The sequence below is a fragment of the Aminobacter sp. HY435 genome (genome assembly GCF_027568395.1).
Lineage (GTDB): Bacteria > Pseudomonadota > Alphaproteobacteria > Rhizobiales > Rhizobiaceae > Aminobacter.
This window is the reverse complement of sequence record NZ_JANKZL010000020.1, coordinates 1-19646: the sequence shown is the minus strand read 5'-3', so window position 1 is coordinate 19646 and position 19646 is coordinate 1. Positions and strand designations below refer to the sequence as shown.

At 62.0% G+C, this 19646-nt stretch carries 17 protein-coding genes and 4 pseudogenes; 7 read left to right on the top strand and 14 right to left on the bottom strand.

From position 1 onward, the window contains the following. Nucleotides 1-299: 299 nt before the first annotated feature. From PCJ21_RS21940 to PCJ21_RS21900, 9 genes and pseudogenes are all read right to left on the bottom strand, one after another. A pseudogene (locus tag PCJ21_RS21940) lies at nucleotides 300-509 on the bottom strand (IS3 family transposase); the annotation flags it as partial. A gap of 581 nt (nucleotides 510-1090) precedes the next feature. Then, nucleotides 1091-1382, bottom strand: a pseudogene (locus PCJ21_RS21935) (IS110 family transposase); the annotation flags it as partial. Nucleotides 1383-1494: 112 nt separating this feature from the next. Continuing rightward, complete coding sequence (locus PCJ21_RS21930; protein WP_269933553.1) at nucleotides 1495-2190, bottom strand: glycerophosphodiester phosphodiesterase; 696 nt, start codon at nucleotides 2188-2190, stop codon at nucleotides 1495-1497. 71 nt (nucleotides 2191-2261) lie between these two features. Next, a complete protein-coding gene (locus tag PCJ21_RS21925) occupies nucleotides 2262-3089 on the bottom strand; it encodes a carbohydrate ABC transporter permease (protein WP_269933552.1) in 828 nt (275 codons plus the stop codon). Nucleotides 3090-3099: 10 nt separating this feature from the next. After that, a complete protein-coding gene (locus PCJ21_RS21920) occupies nucleotides 3100-4017 on the bottom strand; it encodes a carbohydrate ABC transporter permease (protein ID WP_269933551.1) in 918 nt (305 codons plus the stop codon). Beyond that, nucleotides 4014-4832 (bottom strand): MBL fold metallo-hydrolase, encoded by an 819-nt coding sequence (locus PCJ21_RS21915; protein WP_269933550.1) that lies wholly within the window; start codon nucleotides 4830-4832, stop codon nucleotides 4014-4016. The genes PCJ21_RS21920 and PCJ21_RS21915 overlap by 4 nt, the downstream gene beginning before the upstream one ends. 12 nt (nucleotides 4833-4844) lie before the next feature. Continuing rightward, nucleotides 4845-6143, bottom strand: a complete 1299-nt coding sequence (locus tag PCJ21_RS21910) for an ABC transporter substrate-binding protein (RefSeq protein WP_269933549.1) — start codon at nucleotides 6141-6143, stop codon at nucleotides 4845-4847. 25 nt (nucleotides 6144-6168) lie between these two features. Then, nucleotides 6169-7254: an ABC transporter ATP-binding protein gene (locus tag PCJ21_RS21905; protein ID WP_269933548.1), complete on the bottom strand. Its 1086-nt coding sequence runs from the start codon at nucleotides 7252-7254 to the stop codon at nucleotides 6169-6171. 97 nt (nucleotides 7255-7351) lie between these two features. Beyond that, nucleotides 7352-8119, bottom strand: a complete 768-nt coding sequence (locus PCJ21_RS21900; protein ID WP_269933547.1) for a DeoR/GlpR family DNA-binding transcription regulator — start codon at nucleotides 8117-8119, stop codon at nucleotides 7352-7354. A 107-nt stretch (nucleotides 8120-8226) separates the two neighbouring features. Here PCJ21_RS21900 and PCJ21_RS21895 point away from each other — a divergent pair, with 107 nt between their 5' ends. After that, nucleotides 8227-9102: an HAD-IIB family hydrolase gene (locus PCJ21_RS21895; protein ID WP_333474419.1), complete on the top strand. Its 876-nt coding sequence runs from the start codon at nucleotides 8227-8229 to the stop codon at nucleotides 9100-9102. Here PCJ21_RS21895 and PCJ21_RS21890 read toward each other — a convergent pair. Beyond that, on the bottom strand, nucleotides 9046-9204 hold the full coding sequence (locus PCJ21_RS21890; protein ID WP_269933546.1) for a hypothetical protein: 159 nt from the start codon (nucleotides 9202-9204) through the stop codon (nucleotides 9046-9048). The genes PCJ21_RS21895 and PCJ21_RS21890 overlap by 57 nt on opposite strands. Nucleotides 9205-9481: 277 nt before the next feature. On the opposite strand from PCJ21_RS21890, the gene can reads away from it, so the two are divergent. Then, nucleotides 9482-10096 carry a carbonate dehydratase gene (gene can / locus PCJ21_RS21885; protein ID WP_269933545.1) on the top strand — a complete coding sequence of 205 codons (615 nt, stop codon included), beginning with the start codon at nucleotides 9482-9484 and terminating at the stop codon, nucleotides 10094-10096. 162 nt (nucleotides 10097-10258) lie between these two features. On the opposite strand, the gene PCJ21_RS21880 is transcribed toward can, so the two are convergent. From PCJ21_RS21880 to PCJ21_RS21870, 3 genes are all read right to left on the bottom strand, one after another. Then, nucleotides 10259-11134 carry an alpha/beta hydrolase gene (locus PCJ21_RS21880; RefSeq protein WP_269933544.1) on the bottom strand — a complete coding sequence of 292 codons (876 nt, stop codon included), beginning with the start codon at nucleotides 11132-11134 and terminating at the stop codon, nucleotides 10259-10261. Between the two features lie 44 nt (nucleotides 11135-11178). After that, entirely contained in the window at nucleotides 11179-12858 is a 1680-nt protein-coding gene (locus tag PCJ21_RS21875) for an amidohydrolase (RefSeq protein ID WP_269933543.1), read from the bottom strand. A gap of 70 nt (nucleotides 12859-12928) precedes the next feature. Next, the gene (locus PCJ21_RS21870; RefSeq protein WP_269933542.1) at nucleotides 12929-13669 is read right to left on the bottom strand and encodes a GntR family transcriptional regulator; all 741 of its coding nucleotides are present in this window, start codon (nucleotides 13667-13669) and stop codon (nucleotides 12929-12931) included. A 148-nt stretch (nucleotides 13670-13817) separates the two neighbouring features. Between PCJ21_RS21870 and kynU the strand changes: the two genes are divergently transcribed. From kynU to PCJ21_RS21850, 4 genes are all read left to right on the top strand, one after another. Continuing rightward, nucleotides 13818-15083: a kynureninase gene (gene kynU, locus PCJ21_RS21865; protein ID WP_269933541.1), complete on the top strand. Its 1266-nt coding sequence runs from the start codon at nucleotides 13818-13820 to the stop codon at nucleotides 15081-15083. 141 nt (nucleotides 15084-15224) lie between these two features. Then, complete coding sequence (locus PCJ21_RS21860) at nucleotides 15225-16259, top strand: amino acid ABC transporter substrate-binding protein (RefSeq protein WP_269933540.1); 1035 nt, start codon at nucleotides 15225-15227, stop codon at nucleotides 16257-16259. Nucleotides 16260-16284: 25 nt separating this feature from the next. Next, entirely contained in the window at nucleotides 16285-17436 is a 1152-nt protein-coding gene (locus PCJ21_RS21855) for an amino acid ABC transporter permease (protein ID WP_269933539.1), read from the top strand. Further along, the gene (locus tag PCJ21_RS21850) at nucleotides 17433-18476 is read left to right on the top strand and encodes an amino acid ABC transporter permease (protein ID WP_269933538.1); all 1044 of its coding nucleotides are present in this window, start codon (nucleotides 17433-17435) and stop codon (nucleotides 18474-18476) included. The genes PCJ21_RS21855 and PCJ21_RS21850 overlap by 4 nt, the downstream gene beginning before the upstream one ends. Before the next feature lie 175 nt (nucleotides 18477-18651). Here the strand turns inward: PCJ21_RS21850 and PCJ21_RS21845 are convergent. After that, nucleotides 18652-18913 (bottom strand): annotated as a pseudogene (locus PCJ21_RS21845) (IS3 family transposase); the annotation flags it as partial. 120 nt (nucleotides 18914-19033) lie between these two features. On the opposite strand from PCJ21_RS21845, the pseudogene PCJ21_RS21840 reads away from it, so the two are divergent. After that, nucleotides 19034-19483: pseudogene (locus PCJ21_RS21840) on the top strand (integrase core domain-containing protein); the annotation flags it as partial. Nucleotides 19484-19646 lie beyond the last annotated feature (163 nt).

The window sequence follows — 19646 nt, the reverse complement described above, 5'->3', positions numbered from 1 at the left end:
ATCCCCAAACCCTGCAAAACCCTGCGGAAGCTCACCCAGAGCCCAGGCCACACCTCACAAAATCCCGGCAACCCATTCAATCAAAACGCGAAACACCAAAACAACATACCGCCACCCACGCGAAACACCCCCCACCCCAGGGAATCGCACCACCCCAACAACCGCAAAAACTGCGTTCCAGGACCCAAGGCACGCCGGCGATATCGCGCGCAGAGCTGATTGCCACGCGGTGATTGGCGGAACGGTTGACACTGCGTGCTTTAGGACTATGGCCTGCTGCCGGTTCTTCGGACACGAGGTTAATCCAATATGGCTTTTGCCTCGAACTCGATGGGGCTGAGACAGCCCAGTGTCGAGTGCCTTCGCCAAGGGTTGCAGAAGCGCTCGATGTAATCGAGCACGTCGGCCCTGGCGTCATCCCTCGTCCCGTAAACCTTGCGCGCCGTGCGCTCGGCCTTGAGTGAAGAGAAGAAGCTCTCCATCGCGGCATTGTCCCAGACGTTGCCCGAGCTCGGGCACGGCGTCGGAGGTTGGGCGCTCGTCATAGGCTGCTGCGCCGGGATCGCGATACGTCATGCCAAAGCGGAGCGTGTTGTAGAACAGAACGGCGATCTTGCGGGCGGTGGCGGTCCCGCCTTTTGCTGGCCGATGCGAGACGACAGCCGTCGATAGAATGCCCCGAGGGCCGTATCGCGCTGCGCCCGATGGCAATCGTGGCCAGCCGCAACAGGGCTGCGGCTCGACTTGAGGATCGTCGCGTCCGCGACGACAGCAGCTTGCTTGCCGCCAGTATCCTGTTGCCGGGGGACGAGACAGAGTCATGAAGTACAGTGCTTGGCGCTCGGCAAGGCCGTCAGATCGGTTCCGCATTCCGCCCAGCTTCAACGCCAGGGATGGTCCGATGCCGTGGACCTCGGTCAGGTCCCCCAAGAACGCCGTGCAGGGCGGCCCGGACATCGAACGCCGATGCCCCGACCGGCTTCTGACGGAAGCGCGCCTTCGCCAATGGCGTCGAGCTCACGCCTCGGACCGTCAGCGCGCCGACCGACGCTTCCAGCTTCCCGTCGCATCAGGCGATCTTCGCCTGATATTCAACGAGCCGTTCCCGCTGGTGCGGATTGGACCGCAGCGCGGCGATCTCCGCCGGGGCGAAAGCTGCCACGTAACAGGCCGTATGAATGCAGCTGCCGCAGCCAGCCGGCATCGCTGACATTGGTCTTCCGTCCGGGCACGTCTCAGCGGGCATTCACCAGGATCACCTCGAAGCCGTGCTGCTCGAGGATCTCGAAGGCCGGTATCCAATGGACGCCGGTCGACTCCATCGCGACACCTGTCACCCCGCACGACCAGAACCAGGTCGCCAAGTCGTGCAAAAATGCTGAGTGAAGGTGCCGAAGGCGCGCCCGGACACCTAAGAGATGTCAGGACTTGCTGCGGCCATGCGCGCGACGCCGCTGATTTGTCTGCCAGCGAACCAGCGGGCACACGGCGGCGTCAAGCCACCCCGGCGTGGCTCAGCACGGGCTCGCTGACGATATCGGGGCGATCCGTAAACAGGCCGCTGGCGCCGTCTGATTTGAGTTGGCGGGCCTTTGCCAGCTCGTTCACGGTATATACAAGGACCTTGTAGCCATGGGACCGGATGAACCGGATCGTTTCGGGCGTCGCCAGTTCCATGCTGAGATTGATGGAACAAGCCTGAAGCTTGATGGCTGCTTCCACCATAGCTTCCCTTGCGACATAGGAGCGGCCAAAGAGCGGCGCTACGGGCATCAGAGGATCCAGGCTGCGAAACCGCTCCAGTTCTGCAAGATTGAATGACGAAATCAGAACGTCGATGTTGCGATGCCCGACAAGCAGTTCGTGCACCGGCACCGCCGTATCCGGCCCTTTCAGTTCGATGTTGAGGGCCACGTTTGCCGGCAAACTGCCGACAACCTCCCGCAGCGTCGGGATCCTCTGCCCTTTGCCGGCATCGAGTTCCCGGAGTTGCGCAAGGCACAGGCCGTCAATCGATCCCGTCCCGTTGGTGGTTCGATCGACCGTCGCGTCGTGAATCACCAGCAGTTCAGGCATCTTCCAATGCACGTCGAGTTCGATCGCCCGAACACCGGCCGAATATGCTGCCGAAAAGCTTTCCAGGGTGTTTTCGGGCTCAAGGCCAGCAGCCCCACGATGGCCAATGACCAAGAAATCGTCCGTGCACCACTGTCGTGCAGACATACTAACCCCTTACCAACAAATATCCGAAAGAATTCGCTCTACCCGATTTCGGATCTGACGAAGCTTTGCATGAATTTCTTCTGAAAGATCAGGAAGAATACAAGCAAGGGACCGACGACGATTACCGTCCCCGCGGATAGCGCCGTGATGCTCAATCCGGTGTCGGGCGCGAGATACCTGGCAATGCCGACTGTCACTGGTCGTGCTTCGGGCGAACGCGTGATAATGAGCGGCCATAGGAAGCTGTTCCAGTGGGAACTGATCGAAATCAGCGCGAATGCGGCGATCGACGACCGCGTTACCGGGATGTAGACCTTCCAGAGGATGCCCAGTCTCGATGCCCCCTCAACCTCCGCGGCTTCCACCAGTTCCTTCGGCACGCTGCGAAACGCCTGCCTGATCAGGAAAATCGCAAAAGCGCTTGCAGCCGAAACGATGCCGATGCCTGGAATGGTGTCGTACAGCCCCAGCGCCGAGACGATCCTGAAGTTTTCCAGAAGCATGATTTCAGGAAAGATCATCAGCTGAATAAGAATGAAGAAAAAGAGAAGCTCTTTTCCGGGGAACTCAAACCGGGCAAAAGCGTACGCTGCCAGCGTGCCTATCACGATCTGGACTGCGGAAAGCCCCAAAACCAGCATCGCGGTATTGAGATAGTAGAGGCCAAACGGCGCCGCCTTCCAGACAGTCCGCAGATTGTCGAAGGTCCAGCCGCTGGTTATGTCGAACGACAGTGCGACATTGGGTTCTCGAAAACTCGCCCACAGGACATACGCCAGCGGAGCGATCCAGACGCCGGCCAAAAGCCATGTGCGAGCAACTCCCAGCCCCTGGACAATCCGATTCTTCCATCCGCGAACCGACATTGCAACCTCGCTAGCGATAGTGAATTCGGCGATCCAATGCGCGGATCTGCACCACCGCGAGGAACACCAGAATGGAAACCAGGAACGTGCTCACAGCCGCCGCATAGGCGGGTCGAAACTGAATAAAAGCCGTGTCCCAAATGTGGTACAAAAGCAGATTGCTCGCGTTCGCTGGGCCGCCATTCGTCATGACAAACAAGAAATCGACGTGCTTGAAGCTATTGGCGATGGCCACGATGGACGCAAACAGCGTGGTCGGCATGAGCAGCGGAAACGTGATGCGGCGGAAGCGATACCATTCACTGGCGCCTTCGAGCACGGCCGCCTCGTTGAGCTCTCCTGGGATCGACTGCAGCGCCGCCAGATAGAGCAACATGAAGAAGCCGGCTTCCTTCCAGATCATGACGACCATCAGGGAAGGCAGGACTGTGGAGGGCTGGCCCAACAGGTTCTGTCGTGCAAACCCGATCTTCTCAAGCATCATGTTGATGACGCCGAAATCGGGCTGATACATGAACAGCCATATCGATGCGGCACCGACCACGGGAAGCATCGCGGGCGTAAAAAACGCAAGCCGGACCAGAGCTCGACCCCTGAAACGGCGGTTCACCAGCACGGCCATCATCATGGCGAGGCCAAGGCTCACCGGAACTGTGACGATGGAAAACAGCAGGTTGTTGGCCAGGGCCGTCCGAAAGATCGGATCGTTGAACATCACCTCATACTGGGCGAGGCTCAACTGGGCATCTACCCCGGTACCTTGCAAGCTTCTCCATATGCCCGTCGCCATCGGAACGATGGAAAACGCACAAAGGCCCAATATCGCAGGCAGAAGGATCAGCCACGCGAAAACTGAATTGGGTATGCGGTTCAATGGCGAAAGCAGGCGCTGTCGCGGGGCGCGGAATTCCGTGTCCTGGATTGTCATGACACAGCCTCGCCGAGATTGATGGTTGGGGAAGAAATCGTCGTCACGATCTTGCCGGTATATCGCTCCGCCGCCAGAGCCATCGCCTGCGCCTCCACATCCTCCCCACCTTCAACGAAATGTGTGAGGATCAGGAGGTCCACTCCCGCGCGCTGCGCGAGTTCGCCAGCATCTCTTGCCGACATGTGCTGCCTCTGCGAGGGCTTTGCGATGAGCGATGCCTCGGAAAGAATTGCGTCCGCACCTGTGCAGGCGGCAACGAGACCGTCAAAAAGCCCGGTATCGCCGGTAAAGGCGAGGCGGCTTTCCGAATCGCTGATGACCATGCCGACTGCGGGAACGGAGTGCTGCACCGGAAAGGGCTGCACCCGCAGGGCGCCCACCGTCACGCCTTCGGTATCGGACCATTCCCTGAACTCGAGCAAGCCACCGGTAAGCGAGGCAAACGGCGCCGCCGAGCGGACCGGGAAAAAGGACTCGATACCCTGTACGATCTCGCGTCCACCGGGACGCATGTACACGGGAATTGGTTGGACACCCCCATCGGAGGCACCATGCAAGATTCGGCCGGAGGAAACTCCGTTCTGAACCCGAAGGCTCATCGCCAGAGGGATCAGGTCAAAGCAATGATCCGCATGCAAATGCGTGATGAAAATCGCGTCCAGATGAACGCCGGCCCGGGAAAGAGCAGTCGCGACACCAGGGCCGCAATCAATCAGGATGCGGGTGCCGGCTGACGAGACAACATAGCCGGTGCAGGCCGCTCCACGGAACGGCCCGGCACCTGAATTTCCCATCACTTGCAGCTGAAGCATCGTGGCGGCAGCTTATTTGTTGTACGGAGCGAGTATGGCATCAGCCTCGCCCTGAAGCCGCGTCAGGATATCCTTGGCGGAGTTCTGCCCGGTTATGGCTTCCTGGACGGCGGAGTTGAGCAAACCATAGGTCCGGCCCTGGCTGAATGTCGCAAACATGCGGTCGGAGAACTCCAACTGGTCGCGCGCGACGGCATAGCCCTCCACTTTGGCAGCGAGTTCCTTCAACTGGCCGACTTCCCAAGCCTTGGGGGTTGGCGCGACATATCCGGTTGCAACCGTCCACCTGGCAGCGTTTTCTGGCCGGGTCAGAAACTTGACAAACTCGAACCCCGCCTGCTGCTTTTCTTCCGAAGCCGCGGAAAACACATAAAAATTGGCCCCGCCAGCGGTTGCACCACGCCGCTTGTTTCCTGGCAACATGCCGACACCAACCTCGAAGGGTGCGTTTTCCAGGACATGGGTCAGGCTCCCCGTGCTCTGCCACATGATGGCAAACTTGCCTTCGAAGAAGGCCTGGGGAAGCGTTCCCGAGGCGATAACGCCTGGGGCCTGCACCTTGTGGACCAGGCTGAGGTCCGCATACCACTGGAGCGCCTCGATAGCGGCCGGGTTGGTGAAATCGGCCGACTTGCCATCCGGCGCAGACAGGACCACGCCATTTTGCAGCGCAATCGACTGATACATCCAGCTTGAAGACGATGGTATGCCGACGCCCCAATCGGCCCCGCCGTCCGCCTGAAGCTTCTTGGAAACCTGGATCAGCTCATCCCAGGTTGCAGGCGCCTTGTCGGGATCAAGGCCAGCCTTCTTGAACAGATCCTTGTTCCAATACTGGACAGCCGTCGAGCGCTGGAACGGAATGCCCCAGGTCTTGCCGGCCTCGTCCTTGCTGTTGCTCATGAAGGCCGGATAGAAGTCGCCCAGCCATGCCCGGTCTTCGGGGGTCTTCGCCAGATCGTCAAACGGCTTGATGAACCCCAGATCGATCAGTTCGTACATCTGGGTTGCTTCCATCAGCGCGACGGCCGGCGCATCGCCGCCAGCAATCGCCGCACGCGCCGAAACCTCGACGTCCCGATATCCGCCGGCATACACGGCATCGACCTCGATCGTCGGGTTGGCTGCCTCGAATTCGTCCACGAGGCCATTGATCACCCCTTCAAGCGGCCCACCGACGGCAATCGGATAAAGCAGGGTTATCTTGGTCTTGTCGGCAGCCATCGCCGGAGCGGCAATCGACATCCCCAACACCGCGGCCAATGCCACAGCACCACCATACCAATACTGCGCCTTCAATCCGGACATCATGGCCTTCCCTCCTGCGATTTCGCGACTAGTTGATCCGCTCGCCACTCAATGCGTCGAAGAGGTGCACATCCGCGGCGTTCAACCCGACGGTGTAGCGGCCACCCTCCTCCACCCTTCTGGCATTGTGGATGCGTGCTATGAGTTGATCGGAGCCACCGACATCCAGCTTGGCAAGCTGATCGGCTCCAAGCAATTCGACCGAGTCGAGGCGCCCCTCGAAGGACAACTCGCCCGCCTCGAGGATCAGATCTTCGGGGCGAACTCCCAGCAACACCTCGCGACCGACCGAAATGCCGGCGCGATTCGCCCCGACAACAACGTCCGAACCCACCACTTGAAAGCCGCCATCCGTCACCAGGCACTTGATCAGATTCATGGGAGGCGAGCCTATGAAGCGCGCAACTTCAGCCCGCGCGGGCGTCCTGTACAGGGTCAACGGGTCGGCGATCTGGTCGACACGTCCATTGCGCATGACGACCACCTTGTCGGCCATGGTCATGGCCTCGACCTGGTCGTGCGTGACATAGACGACGGTAAGCCCGAGCCGACGCTGAAGCTGCCGTAGATCGGCGCGCATCTGCTGGCGCAGCTTCGCGTCAAGATTGGAAAGAGGCTCGTCCATCAGGATGAGCGACGCGCCGCTGACAAGCGCGCGACCAAGCGCCACGCGCTGGCGCTGCCCGCCCGAGAGCTGCGCGGGCTTGCGCTGCAGCAGCCCCGACAGTTCCAGCTGCTCAGCGGCCTTCATGAGGCGATCCTGGCGCTCCTTCTTGGGAACCCGCCGGACCTTCAGGCCAAATATGATATTTTCCGCGACACTGAGATGGGGGAAAAGCGCATAGGTCTGGAAGACCATCGCCAACTTTCTGCGGGCCGGGGAAAGGTCGTTGACGACCTGGCCGTCGATCACAATCTCGCCAGACTGGGGCGTTTCCAACCCGGCGATCAAACGCAACGCCGTCGACTTCCCACACCCGCTGGCGCCAAGAAAAACGACAAACTCCCCAGGGTTGGCCTCAAACGAGAAGTCGTAAAGCACCTGTACGGGCGCGCCACGCTGCGATGACGGGAAGAACTTATTCACCGAACGGATCGCCAAACTGCTCGACATGATGCGCCGCCGCTTCCCAAAAACCAAAAGTATCGTTTGCTCTTTGATATCGTTAGAAATCGAAAGTCAACCGAAATAGGCGGGAGCGAGCAGCCTCTCAAGCTTCGGGCGCTGTCTCCAGCAACTCGATTCCATGATCGACGCAGTGCTTGCGAATATGCTCCGGGGTGCACCGGTCTGTGACCAGCAGGTCAATTTGATCGAGCGTGGCCACACGCACCGGCGCCAAGCGCTCAAATTTTGTGGAGTCGACAACCAGAATGACGTGCCGACTATTTGCAATCATGGCCTGAACGACTTTCGCGTTCTGAAAATCGTAGTTGAGAAGAACCCCATCTTCATCGATGGATGATATTCCGATAATCGCGTAGTCGACTTTGTATTGATTTATTAGATCTACGGTTTTTTCACCTGCGATCATTCCATCAGCGCTTCTTACAACACCGCCGGCTACAGAAACCTCGATGTTCGGATATGCCGCCATCGCACTTGCAACGTTGATGCTGTTGGTTATGACCCTAAGGCCCTTGTGCTGAAGCAAGGCTCTGGCGACGGCCTCCGTAGTGGTCCCGATGTTCATGAAAAGCGAGGCGTTGTCGGGCAGATAATCGGCGGCGGCGCGCCCGATGGCCTCCTTCGCGTCAGCCCTGATCTGGCGACGCGCGTCGTAGTGCACGTTCTCTACTTCAGCGGAAAGCACCGCCCCGCCATGCGTTCTGGCCAGCAGTCTCTGATCGCAAAGATCCAGCAGATCCTTGCGAATCGTCTGGTGCGTAACCTGGAATAATTCCGAAAGCGCGGTGACGCTAACACGCCCCTCTCGCCGAGCAATTTCCATGATCGCAGTCAATCGTTCCGTCGACATCCGCTGGGCACCCAAAATGACGTTCGATTTTTATTCGTTATAGAGCTATTTCGAATGCAAAACAAATGCTACCCGGCACGGACAATCGTTGCGCAATGGAGACTGGCATGAAACGCACGGAGCACGGCGATATGATTTCTGGGCGCGGAAGCCGTTCGATAGCAGAAACCGGACATGATCGCATGCTCCCTCTCGATCAACTTGATCCAGCAAGCCTACGCTCCGTTCGTTTCCTGCTGAGCGACATCGACGACACCATCACGACGGATGGCCGGCTGCCCGCAGCGGCGTATATGGCACTGGAAAGGCTCCAGCAAGCCGGCGTTTCGGTTATCCCGGTTACGGGGCGGCCAGCCGGATGGTGCGATCACATCGCCCGAATGTGGCCGGTAGCTGGCGTGATCGGAGAAAATGGCGCCCTCTACTTCCAGTATTGCTCCAAGCAGCGGCGCATGCTTCAGCGCTACTGGACCGATGAGGCCTCGCGCCGGGCCAACCGCGTACGTCTCGACGCGCTCGCACAGGAAATCCTTGCGGAAGTTGACGGTGCTGGTCTTGCGAGCGACCAACCATATCGTGTCGCCGACCTCGCGATCGACTATTGCGAGGACGTAGCCCGCCTTTCGGACGCAGCAGTAAGGTCGATCGTTTCCCTGTTCGAGGCCGCCGGCGCTCAGGCACGCGTCAGTTCCATCCATGTGAATGGCTGGTTCGGCGAATACGACAAGCTGTCAATGTCCCGCGCCGTGCTGGCCGATGAATTCTCGTGCCCGCCGACAGAACAGAGCGCTGTCGTGGCATTCACCGGGGATTCGCCAAACGACGAGCCGATGTTTGGGGCCTTTCCCCTCTCGATCGGCGTCGCCAATGTTCTCGACTTCAATTCTCAGATCGCCGACAAACCCAAATTCGTGACGGATGGACATTCAGGTGACGGCTTTGTGGAATTTGCCGAGCGCCTGCTCGCCGCGAAGCTTGGCTGAAAGATCACGCAGAGGCACGGGCAGCTTGGCGGCGATCTCGAGTTCGTTGAGTTGCTCCAGCAGCTTCAGCGTCATGCCGCGCCCACGACCGTAGCCACGCATGGCGCGCTTGCCCTGTTGCTCCGCTGGCCGGCGTTGCCAGCATAGCCGCGATGGGGCTTGACCAGATGCACCACGGGTGGGAACACCATCGTGGCGGCAAACGCACCAAGCTGCAGGTGACGCATGGAGTCACCCCTCCCGGACGGCGAGGATATTGAAGCCTTCCTCGCGAACTGGGAGAAGACTGACCAAACCATCGGATGGCTGCCGCGATTTGGAGCTGTATCAAACCGAGGTCCGTGCATGCGACAATGGCGCTTCTGGAGAAGGTAGTGTGATGCTCAATGACTTGCTGGAAAACAATCGCCATTGGTCCGAGGAACGCAAGCGTACGGATCCGCGCTATTTCGAGCGCCTTTCCCGCCTGCAAAAGCCGCAATATCTATGGATAGGATGCTCCGACAGCAGGGTCCCTGCCAACACCATTACAGGACTTGAGCCAGGTGAAGTGTTTGTTCACCGCAATGTGGCGAACATGGTTCACCCGAGCGATCTCAATCTTTTATCCGTCCTCGAATATGCGGTCGACGTGCTTGAGGTCTCGCATGTCATCGTCTGCGGCCACTATGGCTGCGGCGGGATCCATGCCTCGCAGGAAGACCACCGGCACGGCATCGTCGATCATTGGTTGCAACCAATCCGCGACGTCGCCGAGCGCAACAAGGATCAGTTGGCGCGGACGTCGGACCAGTCCTCGAAACTCGATCTGCTTTGCGAACTGAATGTTCGCGCGCAGGTCGACCGCCTGGCCGCGACACCGATCATGCAGACAGCGTGGAAACGCGGCAAGCGCGTCCGAATCCATGGGTGGGTATACGGATTGCGCGACGGCCTGATTTCCGACCTGCACTGCAGCGTCCCGGATCTGCTATCCTTGGCCGAGCCAAAATAAGCCGACCTTGCGACGGGTCTCGAGCCCGTGTTCGGCGAGGCGGCAGGTCCTTGCTGACAATCCGGCCAAAGGTGCTGAAGAATTCACCGGCCAGCGCTCGATAATCGACATGCGAGCGCCCGGCTAGGACCCGCAGTTGCTATGAATTTGTTGACAACGACCTCAGCAAATTCCGTTGAAAGCAAGATCCAGCCCTGCGCGAAACAGAATGCCGTCCTGGTCTGCCAGCGTCCGGCTGAACTCGAAGTGGTTCTGGCCTCCGGCAAGAATGAACTGGCTTGCCTTGCCGGCTTCTATCAGCCCGGCATGCAGGGCCTTCGCGTGCCGGCGGTACTCATCGGTCTCGCCGTCGCCACAGGCAACGATCATCGGGCAGCCGATGCGCTCCACATGCCGCACCGGACTGAACTTGTCGACCTCGGCGGAACTCAATTGCAGATAGGCCCCGCGCGCGCTCAGCATAGCTCCCTCGAGATCATAGGCACCGCTGGCACAGACAGCCCCGCTGACGGTGCCAGGCGCGATCTGGTTATCGGTCGCGGCACTAAGTGCGGCCGCGACAAGATGCGCTCCGGACGAATGACCGACGACGACCAACCGACCGACGTCGTAGCCAAACTCGCCTCCATTGCGCGCTAGCCAGCCGATCCCGCGCTGTACCTGTCCCACCATGTCGGGCAGCCTCGCATCGGGGATGCTGGCGAAATCGAGCACAGCGAAATTCACCCCGGCAGCAACGAACGCCTCGGCGGCAAAGGCGCTGTCCATGCGGTTGAGCGAGCGCCAGGCGCCACCATGGACATAAACAACGAGCGGCGCATTCACGTCACGCGCCGCAAACAGGTCGATCCGCTCGAGCGGCCCGTTGCCATAGGCGAGATTGCGGCATTGCAGCCGTTCATGCGCGGCAAGGCTTGCCGAACGATACCAGGCGATGATCTCGCCCGCATTGGGTGCCCAGGCGCTCTGATTGTAGTTCAGGTCGAGCCGTGCCTGATCGTAGTCGAGAAAGACGTGATCGACGCTCTGCTTGTTCATGACGGGCTTTCGGACTGCTGGCTCTATCACGCGGCTCACACCCCTCATTGTTGCCGGTAGACGATGCGACCGTCGACCACGGTCAGCTCCGACACGATCTGCGCAAGCTCGTCGGCAGCGCAGCTCAGGGGATCGGCCGAGAGCGCGGCAAGATCGGCCAGCTTGCCGACGGCGATGCTGCCCTTGTCGGCCTCCTCGAAAGTCAGCGCCGCGCCGCCAAGCGCTGCACATTCAAGCGCTTCCTCGCGCGTCAGGGCCTGTTCGGGGGCGATCAGCGCCCCGGTGCGGTCGCGGCGGTTGACGGCATGCGCGACCGAATAAAACAGGCTGAGCGGAACATTGTCGCTGCCAAGCGAGATCGGCACCCCGGCATCGCGCAGCGAACGCAGCGGCACGATCTCACTGGCGCGATCCTTGCCCAGCTTTTCGACCAGCTCGCTGCCGCGCTTGTAGAGATAGGCGCTCATGTGGGTGGTGACCGCCATGCCAAGGTCGGCGATCTGCTTCACCTGATCCGGTGTCAGCGAGACGATATGGCCGAGCACCCAGCGCTGGCCCGAGATCGGAACGATGTCGTCGACCTCGGCAAACAGGTCGAGCATGTTGGGCAATATGCCGACGGCCCGGATGCCGTTGCGCGCCGCCTCGACAAGCACCGTCTTCAGGGCATCGCGCGGCAACGACGAATTGTAGTGGAAGCCGGCCCAGCCGGTTTGCGGAAAGGCCGCGCTGCGCAACTCCCGCTCAAGCGAATTGTCGATCTCGCCATACAGGCCGGACATGGCCAGCCACTGGTCGCCGAGGCCGCGCCCAGCCAGCCAGTGGCCCCACGATTTCAGCATCGCGCGGCAGTCGTCCGGCGAGGTCGTCCCCCAGGCGGGGCTGAAGATCATCGAGGCCCGCACTGTCTGCTGGCCTCTCGCCCGCACTTCACGGTAGGCATCGAGCACCTCGGAGGCCACCCCATGGCCCTCGAACACGCTCGTCGTGCCGGCCCTGTTGTAGGCCTGCATCGAGGCAGCAAGCGCGCTCACCCGCTCGGCTGGGCTGAAATGCGGCGCCTGGCGCATCAACGAAAGCTCGACCACAGGCATCTTGTTGGTTTCGACAAAGACACCGGTCGGCTCCCCGGTGGCCTCGTTGCGGCAGATCTCGATCGACGGCGTCGGCGCAACCGTCGCGGCGTCGATGCCGGCAAGCTTGAGCGCCGCACTGTTGGCCATAGAGACCAGCGGCAGGTCCGAGCGCCAGTAGCCCCAGATCGAACGGATATAGACCGGATTGTCCGGGGCTGCACGGTCGAGGTCCCGGCGATCGGGAAAGCGCCCTTCGGCGATGCCGGCAAGCACATCCTCATAGCTCGGCGGCTCGCCGATCGGCATGGTCACGATCCATTCGCCCGGCTTGCTGGTGCGGGCGATGGCAGCGATCCGTTCGACGATGTCTTCGATCGAACGGCAGCCCGACAGCGACGGCAGCGTGCTCTTCAGGCCCTCGCGGTCCATATGCGCATGACCGTCGATGAGACCGGCCACGACCGTTCGCCCGGCAAGGTCGACAATGTCCGTACCGTCCGCCGCAAGGGCTGAGATAGCAGCAGACGTGCCAAGCGCGGCGATACGCGAACCCGAGATCGCCACCGCCTCATGGATACCGTCGTCGGCGACAACCTTGCCGTTGAGCAGCACGAGCGTCGGGCTGCAGGTGGAATGCGCGGTAGCCATGAAAATCCTCAATGCATGTGTCTGCGGCCGCCAGGCTCAACAACTGGGGCGGCGGCCATCGTCCGTTGGTTCAGGCGTCGGGTTCCGGCGGGTGAAAGTCGGTCGCCACGTACACCTGCTTGGTCAGTTCGATATGCGCGCCCAGCAGGGCGACCGCCCGGTCGATGTCGTGGTCCAGTGCTGCATTCATCAGCTCGGTGTGCGGCTCGATCGCCAGCGCGTCGCGCAATGCATGGTAGGTCGTGCTTTCACGCCACTCCGGACCCTTCGATGCCGCAAGGCCAGGCGTTATCGCCAGGATGCGATGGTGGCGGCGCAACTGGTCCTTGATCTGCATGTAAAAGCGCATGAGCCACTGCGACTTGCTGGCCGAAAGCAGCGCCAGGTGAAACGCCTCGTGGCGCTCTTTCCAGTCGCTGATGACGTGTTCTTCCGGATTTTCGACCGGCGGCTTGCAGCGCGACAGGCGGAAATGGGCGGCCACAAGTGCGGTCTCCCACGCCTCGTCGCCGTTGGCGATGGAGTCCGCCAGCATCGGCAACTCGATCAGGCGGCGGGCATTGGTCAGGTCGCTCAATTCCGCCAGCGACACCGGCGCGACCGTGTAGCCCTTGTTGGCGCTCGAAATGACCAGGTATTCGGCCTCGAGCCGCGACAGCGCTTCGCGTAATGGCGTCCAGCCAATTCCGTAGGTATCGCGCAGGGCGCCCAGCTTCAGGGGCGCCCCCGGCAACAGCCGCGTTTCGAGGATCTCCTGCCGCAGCGTGCGGTAGGCAAACTCCGTCTTGGTGGCGACCTCGGCTTCGTCCATATGCCCCTCTCATATAATCCGCCACGTTATATATAACACATCACCCGAAGTCGAATTATATATATCTGTTGACTTCTTCGATACACCGCAGAATGATCGAAGCTCAAGGGAGTCGCTTGACGGCTCCAGAGACGACAGCAGAGGCATGATGAACCAGGCAGTATCCGTGAAGGGGGCAAGTGTTCCCCTCGAGATCGAGCAGCGCGACGCGGCGGACCCGTTGCGCCATGTGCAGGCGCGATTCCATCTGCCACAAGGCGTCGTCTACCTTGCCGGAAACTCGCTCGGCCCCGCTCCGATTGCCGCCTTCGACGACATCGGAACGGCCGTGCGCAAGGAATGGGCCGAAGGCCTCGTCCGCAGCTGGAACGACGCCAACTGGTTTTCCCTCGTCGACACGCTCGGTGACCGCATCGGTGCGCTGATCGGCGCCGGCGCCGGCCAGACCGTTGCCTGCGACTCTGTCTCGATCAATGTCTACAAGGCGTTGCAGGCCGGTCTGTCGCTGCGTCCAGGACGCACCACCATCGTCGCCGAGGCCGGCAGCTTCCCCACCGACCTGTATGTCGCCGAAGGCGTCGTCGCCGGCCGTCCCGACATCAAGCTGCTGCTCGAAGGCGTCGACGCCGACAACATCGAGGACCTGATCGACGAGCGCACCGCCGTCGTCCTAGTCAACCATGTCGACTACAAGTCCGGCGAGTTGCGCGACATGGCCGCCCTGACCAGCCGCATCCACGCCGCCGGCGCCATTGCGGTCTGGGACCTCTGCCACAGCGCTGGCGTCATTGCCGTCGAGCTCGACGCCTGCAATGTCGACCTGGCCATCGGCTGCACCTACAAGTACCTGAACTGCGGTCCCGGCTCGCCCGCCTTCATCTACGCCGCCAAGCGCCACCAGGCGACGCTGCGCCAGCCGCTTTCGGGCTGGTGGGGCCATGCTTCGCCGTTTGCCTTCGAAGTCGGCTACCGGCCCGACAACGGCGCGCGGCGCCTGTTGTGCGGCACCCAGCCGATCCTGTCGCTGCGCGCGCTCAATGCCGGCCTTGCCGCCATCGAAGACGTCGCCATGAGCGCCCTCCGCGCCAAGAGCCTGGCGATGTCGGACCTGTTCATGGAGCTGGTCGAGGACGCCTGCTCTGCCCATGGCGCCACAATCGTTACCCCGCGCGACCATGCGGTACGCGGCAGCCAGGTCTCGATCACCTTCGAAAATGGCTATGCGGTCGTTCAGGCGCTGATGGAGCGCGGCATCGTCGGCGATTTCCGTGCCCCCGACATGATGCGCTTCGGCTTCGCGCCCGCCTATCTCAGCTTCGCCGACGTCTGGCGCGCCGCCGATGCCTTCAACGATGTGATGATTTCGGGCAGCTGGCGCGAGGAGCGCTTCAACAGGCGCCGCGCCGTCACCTGACGCTTCCGGCGCGCCTCAAGCGGCGCGCCGTTCCGATACCGGTCGAACCGGATCTTGCCGTCCAGGGGGGCGGCAGCAACTTTCCGCACGTCATGGCCAGCACGGCCACGGCCGGGCGGAGTATCAAGGGAGGGATATCCAATGAGCAACCTGATCAACAAGAGCCTGGCCGGTGCCATGCTTCTGGCGGCCGCAGCCGGCGCAAGCGCGCCTGCGCAGGCAGGTGCCACCGTCGACGCCATTCGCCAGCGCGGCGAAGTCGTCTGCGGTGTTTCCACCGGCATCGGCGGCTTCTCGATCGCCGACAGCTCGGGCCAGTGGACCGGCCTGACCACCGACTTCTGCCGCGCCGTCTCGTCGGCGGTGCTTGGCGACGCCGCCAAGGAAAAGTTCGTGCCGCTCAGCCCCCAGCAGCGCTTCACCGCCCTGCAGTCGGGCGAAGTCGACATGCTGACCACGGTTGCCACCTGGACGCTGACCCGCGACGCCTCGCTCGGCCTGCTCTACGCCGGCGTCTACTTCTATGACGGCCAGGGCTTCCTCGTGCCCAAGTCGCTCGACCTGAAGAGCGCGCTCGACCTCGACGGCGCCTCCATCTGCACCGCCACCGGCACCACCAGCGAGCTCAACCTCGCCGACTATTTCCGCGCCAACGGCAAGAAGTTCACCCCTGTTGTCTTCGAGTCGCAGAACGAGGCGCGCGCTGCCTTCTTCTCCGGCCGCTGCCAGGCTTTCTCGGCTGACATGTCCTACCTGTCGTCGGTCCGCGCCTCCGACGCGCCGAACCCCGACGAATGGGTGATCCTGCCCGAGATGATCTCCAAGGAACCGCTCGGTCCTGTCGTCGGCCGCAACGACCTCGACTGGTACACCATTGCCAAGTGGACCATGATGGCGCTGATCGAGGCCGAGGAAAAGGGCATCACCCAGGCCAATGTCGACCAGATGAAGGACAGCCAGGACCCGACCATCCAGCGCCTGCTCGGCACCTCCGGCGACATGGGCGAAAAGCTCGGCCTCGACGCCGGCTGGGCCTATCGCGCCATCAAGCGCGGCGGCAACTACGGCGAAATCTTCGAACGCAATGTCGGCCCCAAGACCCCGCTGCGCATGGAGCGCAACGCCAATGCCCTGTGGACGCAGGGTGGCCAGATGTACGCCCTCCCCGTGCGATGAGCCGATGACGGGCGCATCTCAATCAATGCGTTTGGCGGGAGGCTGGAGCGATCCGGCCTTTCGCGCTGTCGCCACCCAGGTGATGGTGCTCGCGCTTGTCGCGGGCATCATCGCATTCCTTGCCATCAACCTGATCGGCAATCTCGAAGAACGCTCGATCCGCACCGGCTTCGGCTTCCTCTGGCAGGCCTCCGGTTTTGAGATCGGCCAGAGTTTCATTGCCTACAGCGCCAGCTCCACCTTCGCCAAGGCTTTGCTCGTCGGCCTGCTCAACACGCTGGTCGTCGCTATCCTTGGCATCATCCTGTCGACCGTCGTCGGCACCATCGTCGGCGTCGCCTCGCTATCGCGCAACCCGCTCGTCAAGCCGCTTGCCACCACCTATGTCGAGCTCGTCCGCAACGTGCCGCTGCTGCTCCAGCTTTATGTCTGGTATGCGGTGTTGACCCAGATGCTGCCGGCCGCAGCTGCCGCGCCGCAGCTTCTGCCAGGCCTGTACCTCGCCAAGAGCGGCCTGCATTTTCCCATCCTGCATTCCGGCGCCGGGCTCGTCCTTGGCGCATTGATCGCCGGTGCTGTCGCCGCCATCGCCTACGTTTTCTGGTCGCGCCGCCGCGCCGACCTGACCGGTGCGCCCGCGCTGCTGTGGCCGCGCGCCGTGTTGCTGCTCGGCCCGGCAATTGCCGCGCTGCTGTTCCTTGCCGCCACAACGCCCTTCGACGTGCCTGAGCCGACGCGCTTCGGCTTTTCCGGCGGCGGACTGGTGACGCCGGAGCTGACCGCACTGCTGATCGGCCTGTCGCTCTACAACGCCGCCTTCATTGCCGAGATCCTGCGTGCCGGCATCATGTCGGTCAGCCGCAGCCAGTCGGAGGCAGCAGCCTCGCTCGGCCTCAGCCGCGCCCACACGCTGCGTCTGGTGATCATCCCGCAGGCGCTGAAGGTCGCCGTGCCGCCACTCGCCAGCCAGTATCTCAACCTGGCCAAGAACACATCGCTGGCCATCGCCATTGGCTATCCCGACCTGATGTCGATCGGCAACACGATCATCAACCAGACCGGCCAGGCCATCGAGGTCATCGCCATCCTGATGGCCGTTTACCTGACCATGAGCCTGTCGATCTCGGCCTTGATGAACTGGTACAATGCGCGTGTCGCGCTGGTGGGTATGAAATGAGCGTCGCCGTCCCGAAACTGCGCCAGCGCCTGTTCGGCTCCGTCGGCAACTCGCTGCTGACGCTGGCGATGGTCGCCGCATTCGTCATGTATGTGCCGCCGCTGCTGCGCTGGGCCTTCATCGATGCGACATGGGTCGCCGCCGCCCCGGACGTCTGCCGCGCCAATGGCGGAGCCTGCTGGTCGTTCGTCCATGAAAAGTATCGGCTGATCCTGTTTGGCCGCTACCCTTATGCCGAGCAATGGCGACCGCTCGCCGCCTTGGCGCTCGCCATCATCCTCGTGCTTGCCAGTTGCTCGCTGCGCTTTGGCTGGCGCACTGTCGTCGCCACCTGGGCCATCGGCGTTGCCGCCATCATCGTGCTGATGCGCGGCGACGCGCTTGGCCTCGAATATGTGCCGACCGACCTGTGGGGCGGCCTGCCGCTGACCGTCTTCCTCGCGCTCGGCGGCATGGTCGGCGCCTTCCCGCTCGCTGTCGTGCTGGCGCTCGGCCGCCGGTCGCGGCTGCGCGTCGTCAAGTCGATCTGCGTCGCCTTCATCGAGATGGTGCGCGGCGTCCCGCTCGTCACCGTCCTGTTCATGGCTTCGTTCATGATCCCGCTGTTTTTGCCCGGCAAGGTCCAGGTCGATGCCCTGCTGCGGGCGCTGGCCGCCATCACGCTGTTCAGCGCCGCCTATCTTGCCGAAGCCATCCGCGGCGGCCTCCAGGCCGTTCCCGAAGGCCAGGAGCAGGCGGCCGAGGCGCTCGGCCTGACCTATTGGCAGACCTCGCTCCTGGTCGTCGTGCCGCAGGCGCTGCGCCATGCCATCCCGGCCATCGCCAACCTGTTCATCGGCCTGTTCAAGGACACGTCACTGGTCGGCATTGTCGGCCTCACCGACCTGCTGCTTGCCACCAAGCAGGCGCTGGGCGACCCGCAATGGCGCAGCTTCGCGCTCGAGGGTTACATCTTCGTTGCGCTGATTTATGTCGCGTTCTGCTTCTTCATCTCGCGCTACAGCCACTCGCTGGAACGACGCCTGCAACATGGCCGCTAACCCACACCGGGGCAGGCCAGCCCTAACACAGCCTTCTCTGTATCCCCGCTCTCCAGTTCCGTTGGACACCTTATCTCGGTGTCCAACGGAACCGGCAGCAGGCCACAGGATGAGCAGATCGGAGAGCACTCGATCACGTTGACGGCCTTCAGCTTCCGGCTCACCCAGATGGCGATTCCCTTGTGAACTCATCGATCACGTTGAGCATGCGGAATTTCCTTCCGTCGTGGGTTCGATCCTCGACGAAATCGTAGGACCATTCATGGTTGAGATACTCCGGCCTCAGCCGGATGCAGGAACTGTCATCCAACCAGAGACGGCCCCGTTTGGTTGCGGCGATAGCCGAAGCGGCCATGCTGGATGGCGAGCGCGATGATGTCGACAGTCAAAGCCAAGTCGTTATCCGGTGTCGTCGGAACCTTGCGCGGCTCGGCACGTCAATCTGCCGAAGCTTCGTGACGATCTCTTCCGCTGCGTGTCTCTTTCTCGGCATTTCTTCAGTCTGACCTGCAACTGAGTTTTTCCTCCATCTGAAACCAGAGCCCGGCCCTTGATCGAAGGACGGACTGATGGTGCGCAAGCGCCGGCGCGGCGACGAGCGGTCGGCATGCGGGCGCCGATCCTGGTCGACGCGAAGCCGAGCGCAGGCTGGTCGCTGGACTTCGTGCATGATCTGTTCGCCTGCGGCCGCCGCTTCCGCGTGCTCAACATCGTCGACAAAGCGGCCACGTCGAATCCTTCAACGGCCGGATCCGCGACGAGTTGTTGAACGAGAGCCTTTTGGCCTCGACCACGCCCGCAGCGCCATCGCCGAATGGAGCCAGCACTTCACCACGGCGAGGCCGCATTCCTCGCTCGGCTACCAGCCCCCAGCGGCCTTCGCCGGAACCCTCACCGCAACCGGCTGCGACGCTGCGCAGATCGACGGCCTTGCGTCTCCGCCGGTTGCTGAGGCCGCGGCCAGCAGCGTAACAAAAGACGTCGAGGCTCCAATCGCGGCTGGATGACAATTCAGTGGCAGGTCGAAGCGTTGCGATCTGGCGGACGCAAAAACGCCCGCGCGAGGCGGGCGTTTGTTTGTTTTGTTTGGCTGGTTTGGCTTTGCGGCCGGCGGCCTGCCGGTTTTGGCCTTATGGTCGGGGGAGGCTGCGCTGCGTGTCGGGCATCGGC

Coding starts and splice junctions, on each gene's coding strand:
- PCJ21_RS21925 (WP_269933552.1), bottom strand. CDS start 3,089: ATGTCGGTTCGCGGATGGAAGAATCGGATTGTCCAGGGGCTGGGAGTT.
- PCJ21_RS21920 (WP_269933551.1), bottom strand. CDS start 4,017: ATGACAATCCAGGACACGGAATTCCGCGCCCCGCGACAGCGCCTGCTT.
- PCJ21_RS21915 (WP_269933550.1), bottom strand. CDS start 4,832: ATGCTTCAGCTGCAAGTGATGGGAAATTCAGGTGCCGGGCCGTTCCGT.
- PCJ21_RS21910 (WP_269933549.1), bottom strand. CDS start 6,143: ATGATGTCCGGATTGAAGGCGCAGTATTGGTATGGTGGTGCTGTGGCA.
- PCJ21_RS21905 (WP_269933548.1), bottom strand. CDS start 7,254: ATGTCGAGCAGTTTGGCGATCCGTTCGGTGAATAAGTTCTTCCCGTCA.
- PCJ21_RS21900 (WP_269933547.1), bottom strand. CDS start 8,119: ATGTCGACGGAACGATTGACTGCGATCATGGAAATTGCTCGGCGAGAG.
- PCJ21_RS21895 (WP_333474419.1), top strand. CDS start 8,227: ATGAAACGCACGGAGCACGGCGATATGATTTCTGGGCGCGGAAGCCGT.
- PCJ21_RS21890 (WP_269933546.1), bottom strand. CDS start 9,204: ATGCGTGGCTACGGTCGTGGGCGCGGCATGACGCTGAAGCTGCTGGAG.
- can (WP_269933545.1), top strand. CDS start 9,482: ATGCTCAATGACTTGCTGGAAAACAATCGCCATTGGTCCGAGGAACGC.
- PCJ21_RS21880 (WP_269933544.1), bottom strand. CDS start 11,134: ATGAACAAGCAGAGCGTCGATCACGTCTTTCTCGACTACGATCAGGCA.
- PCJ21_RS21875 (WP_269933543.1), bottom strand. CDS start 12,858: ATGGCTACCGCGCATTCCACCTGCAGCCCGACGCTCGTGCTGCTCAAC.
- PCJ21_RS21870 (WP_269933542.1), bottom strand. CDS start 13,669: ATGGACGAAGCCGAGGTCGCCACCAAGACGGAGTTTGCCTACCGCACG.
- kynU (WP_269933541.1), top strand. CDS start 13,818: ATGAACCAGGCAGTATCCGTGAAGGGGGCAAGTGTTCCCCTCGAGATC.
- PCJ21_RS21860 (WP_269933540.1), top strand. CDS start 15,225: ATGAGCAACCTGATCAACAAGAGCCTGGCCGGTGCCATGCTTCTGGCG.
- PCJ21_RS21855 (WP_269933539.1), top strand. CDS start 16,285: ATGCGTTTGGCGGGAGGCTGGAGCGATCCGGCCTTTCGCGCTGTCGCC.
- PCJ21_RS21850 (WP_269933538.1), top strand. CDS start 17,433: ATGAGCGTCGCCGTCCCGAAACTGCGCCAGCGCCTGTTCGGCTCCGTC.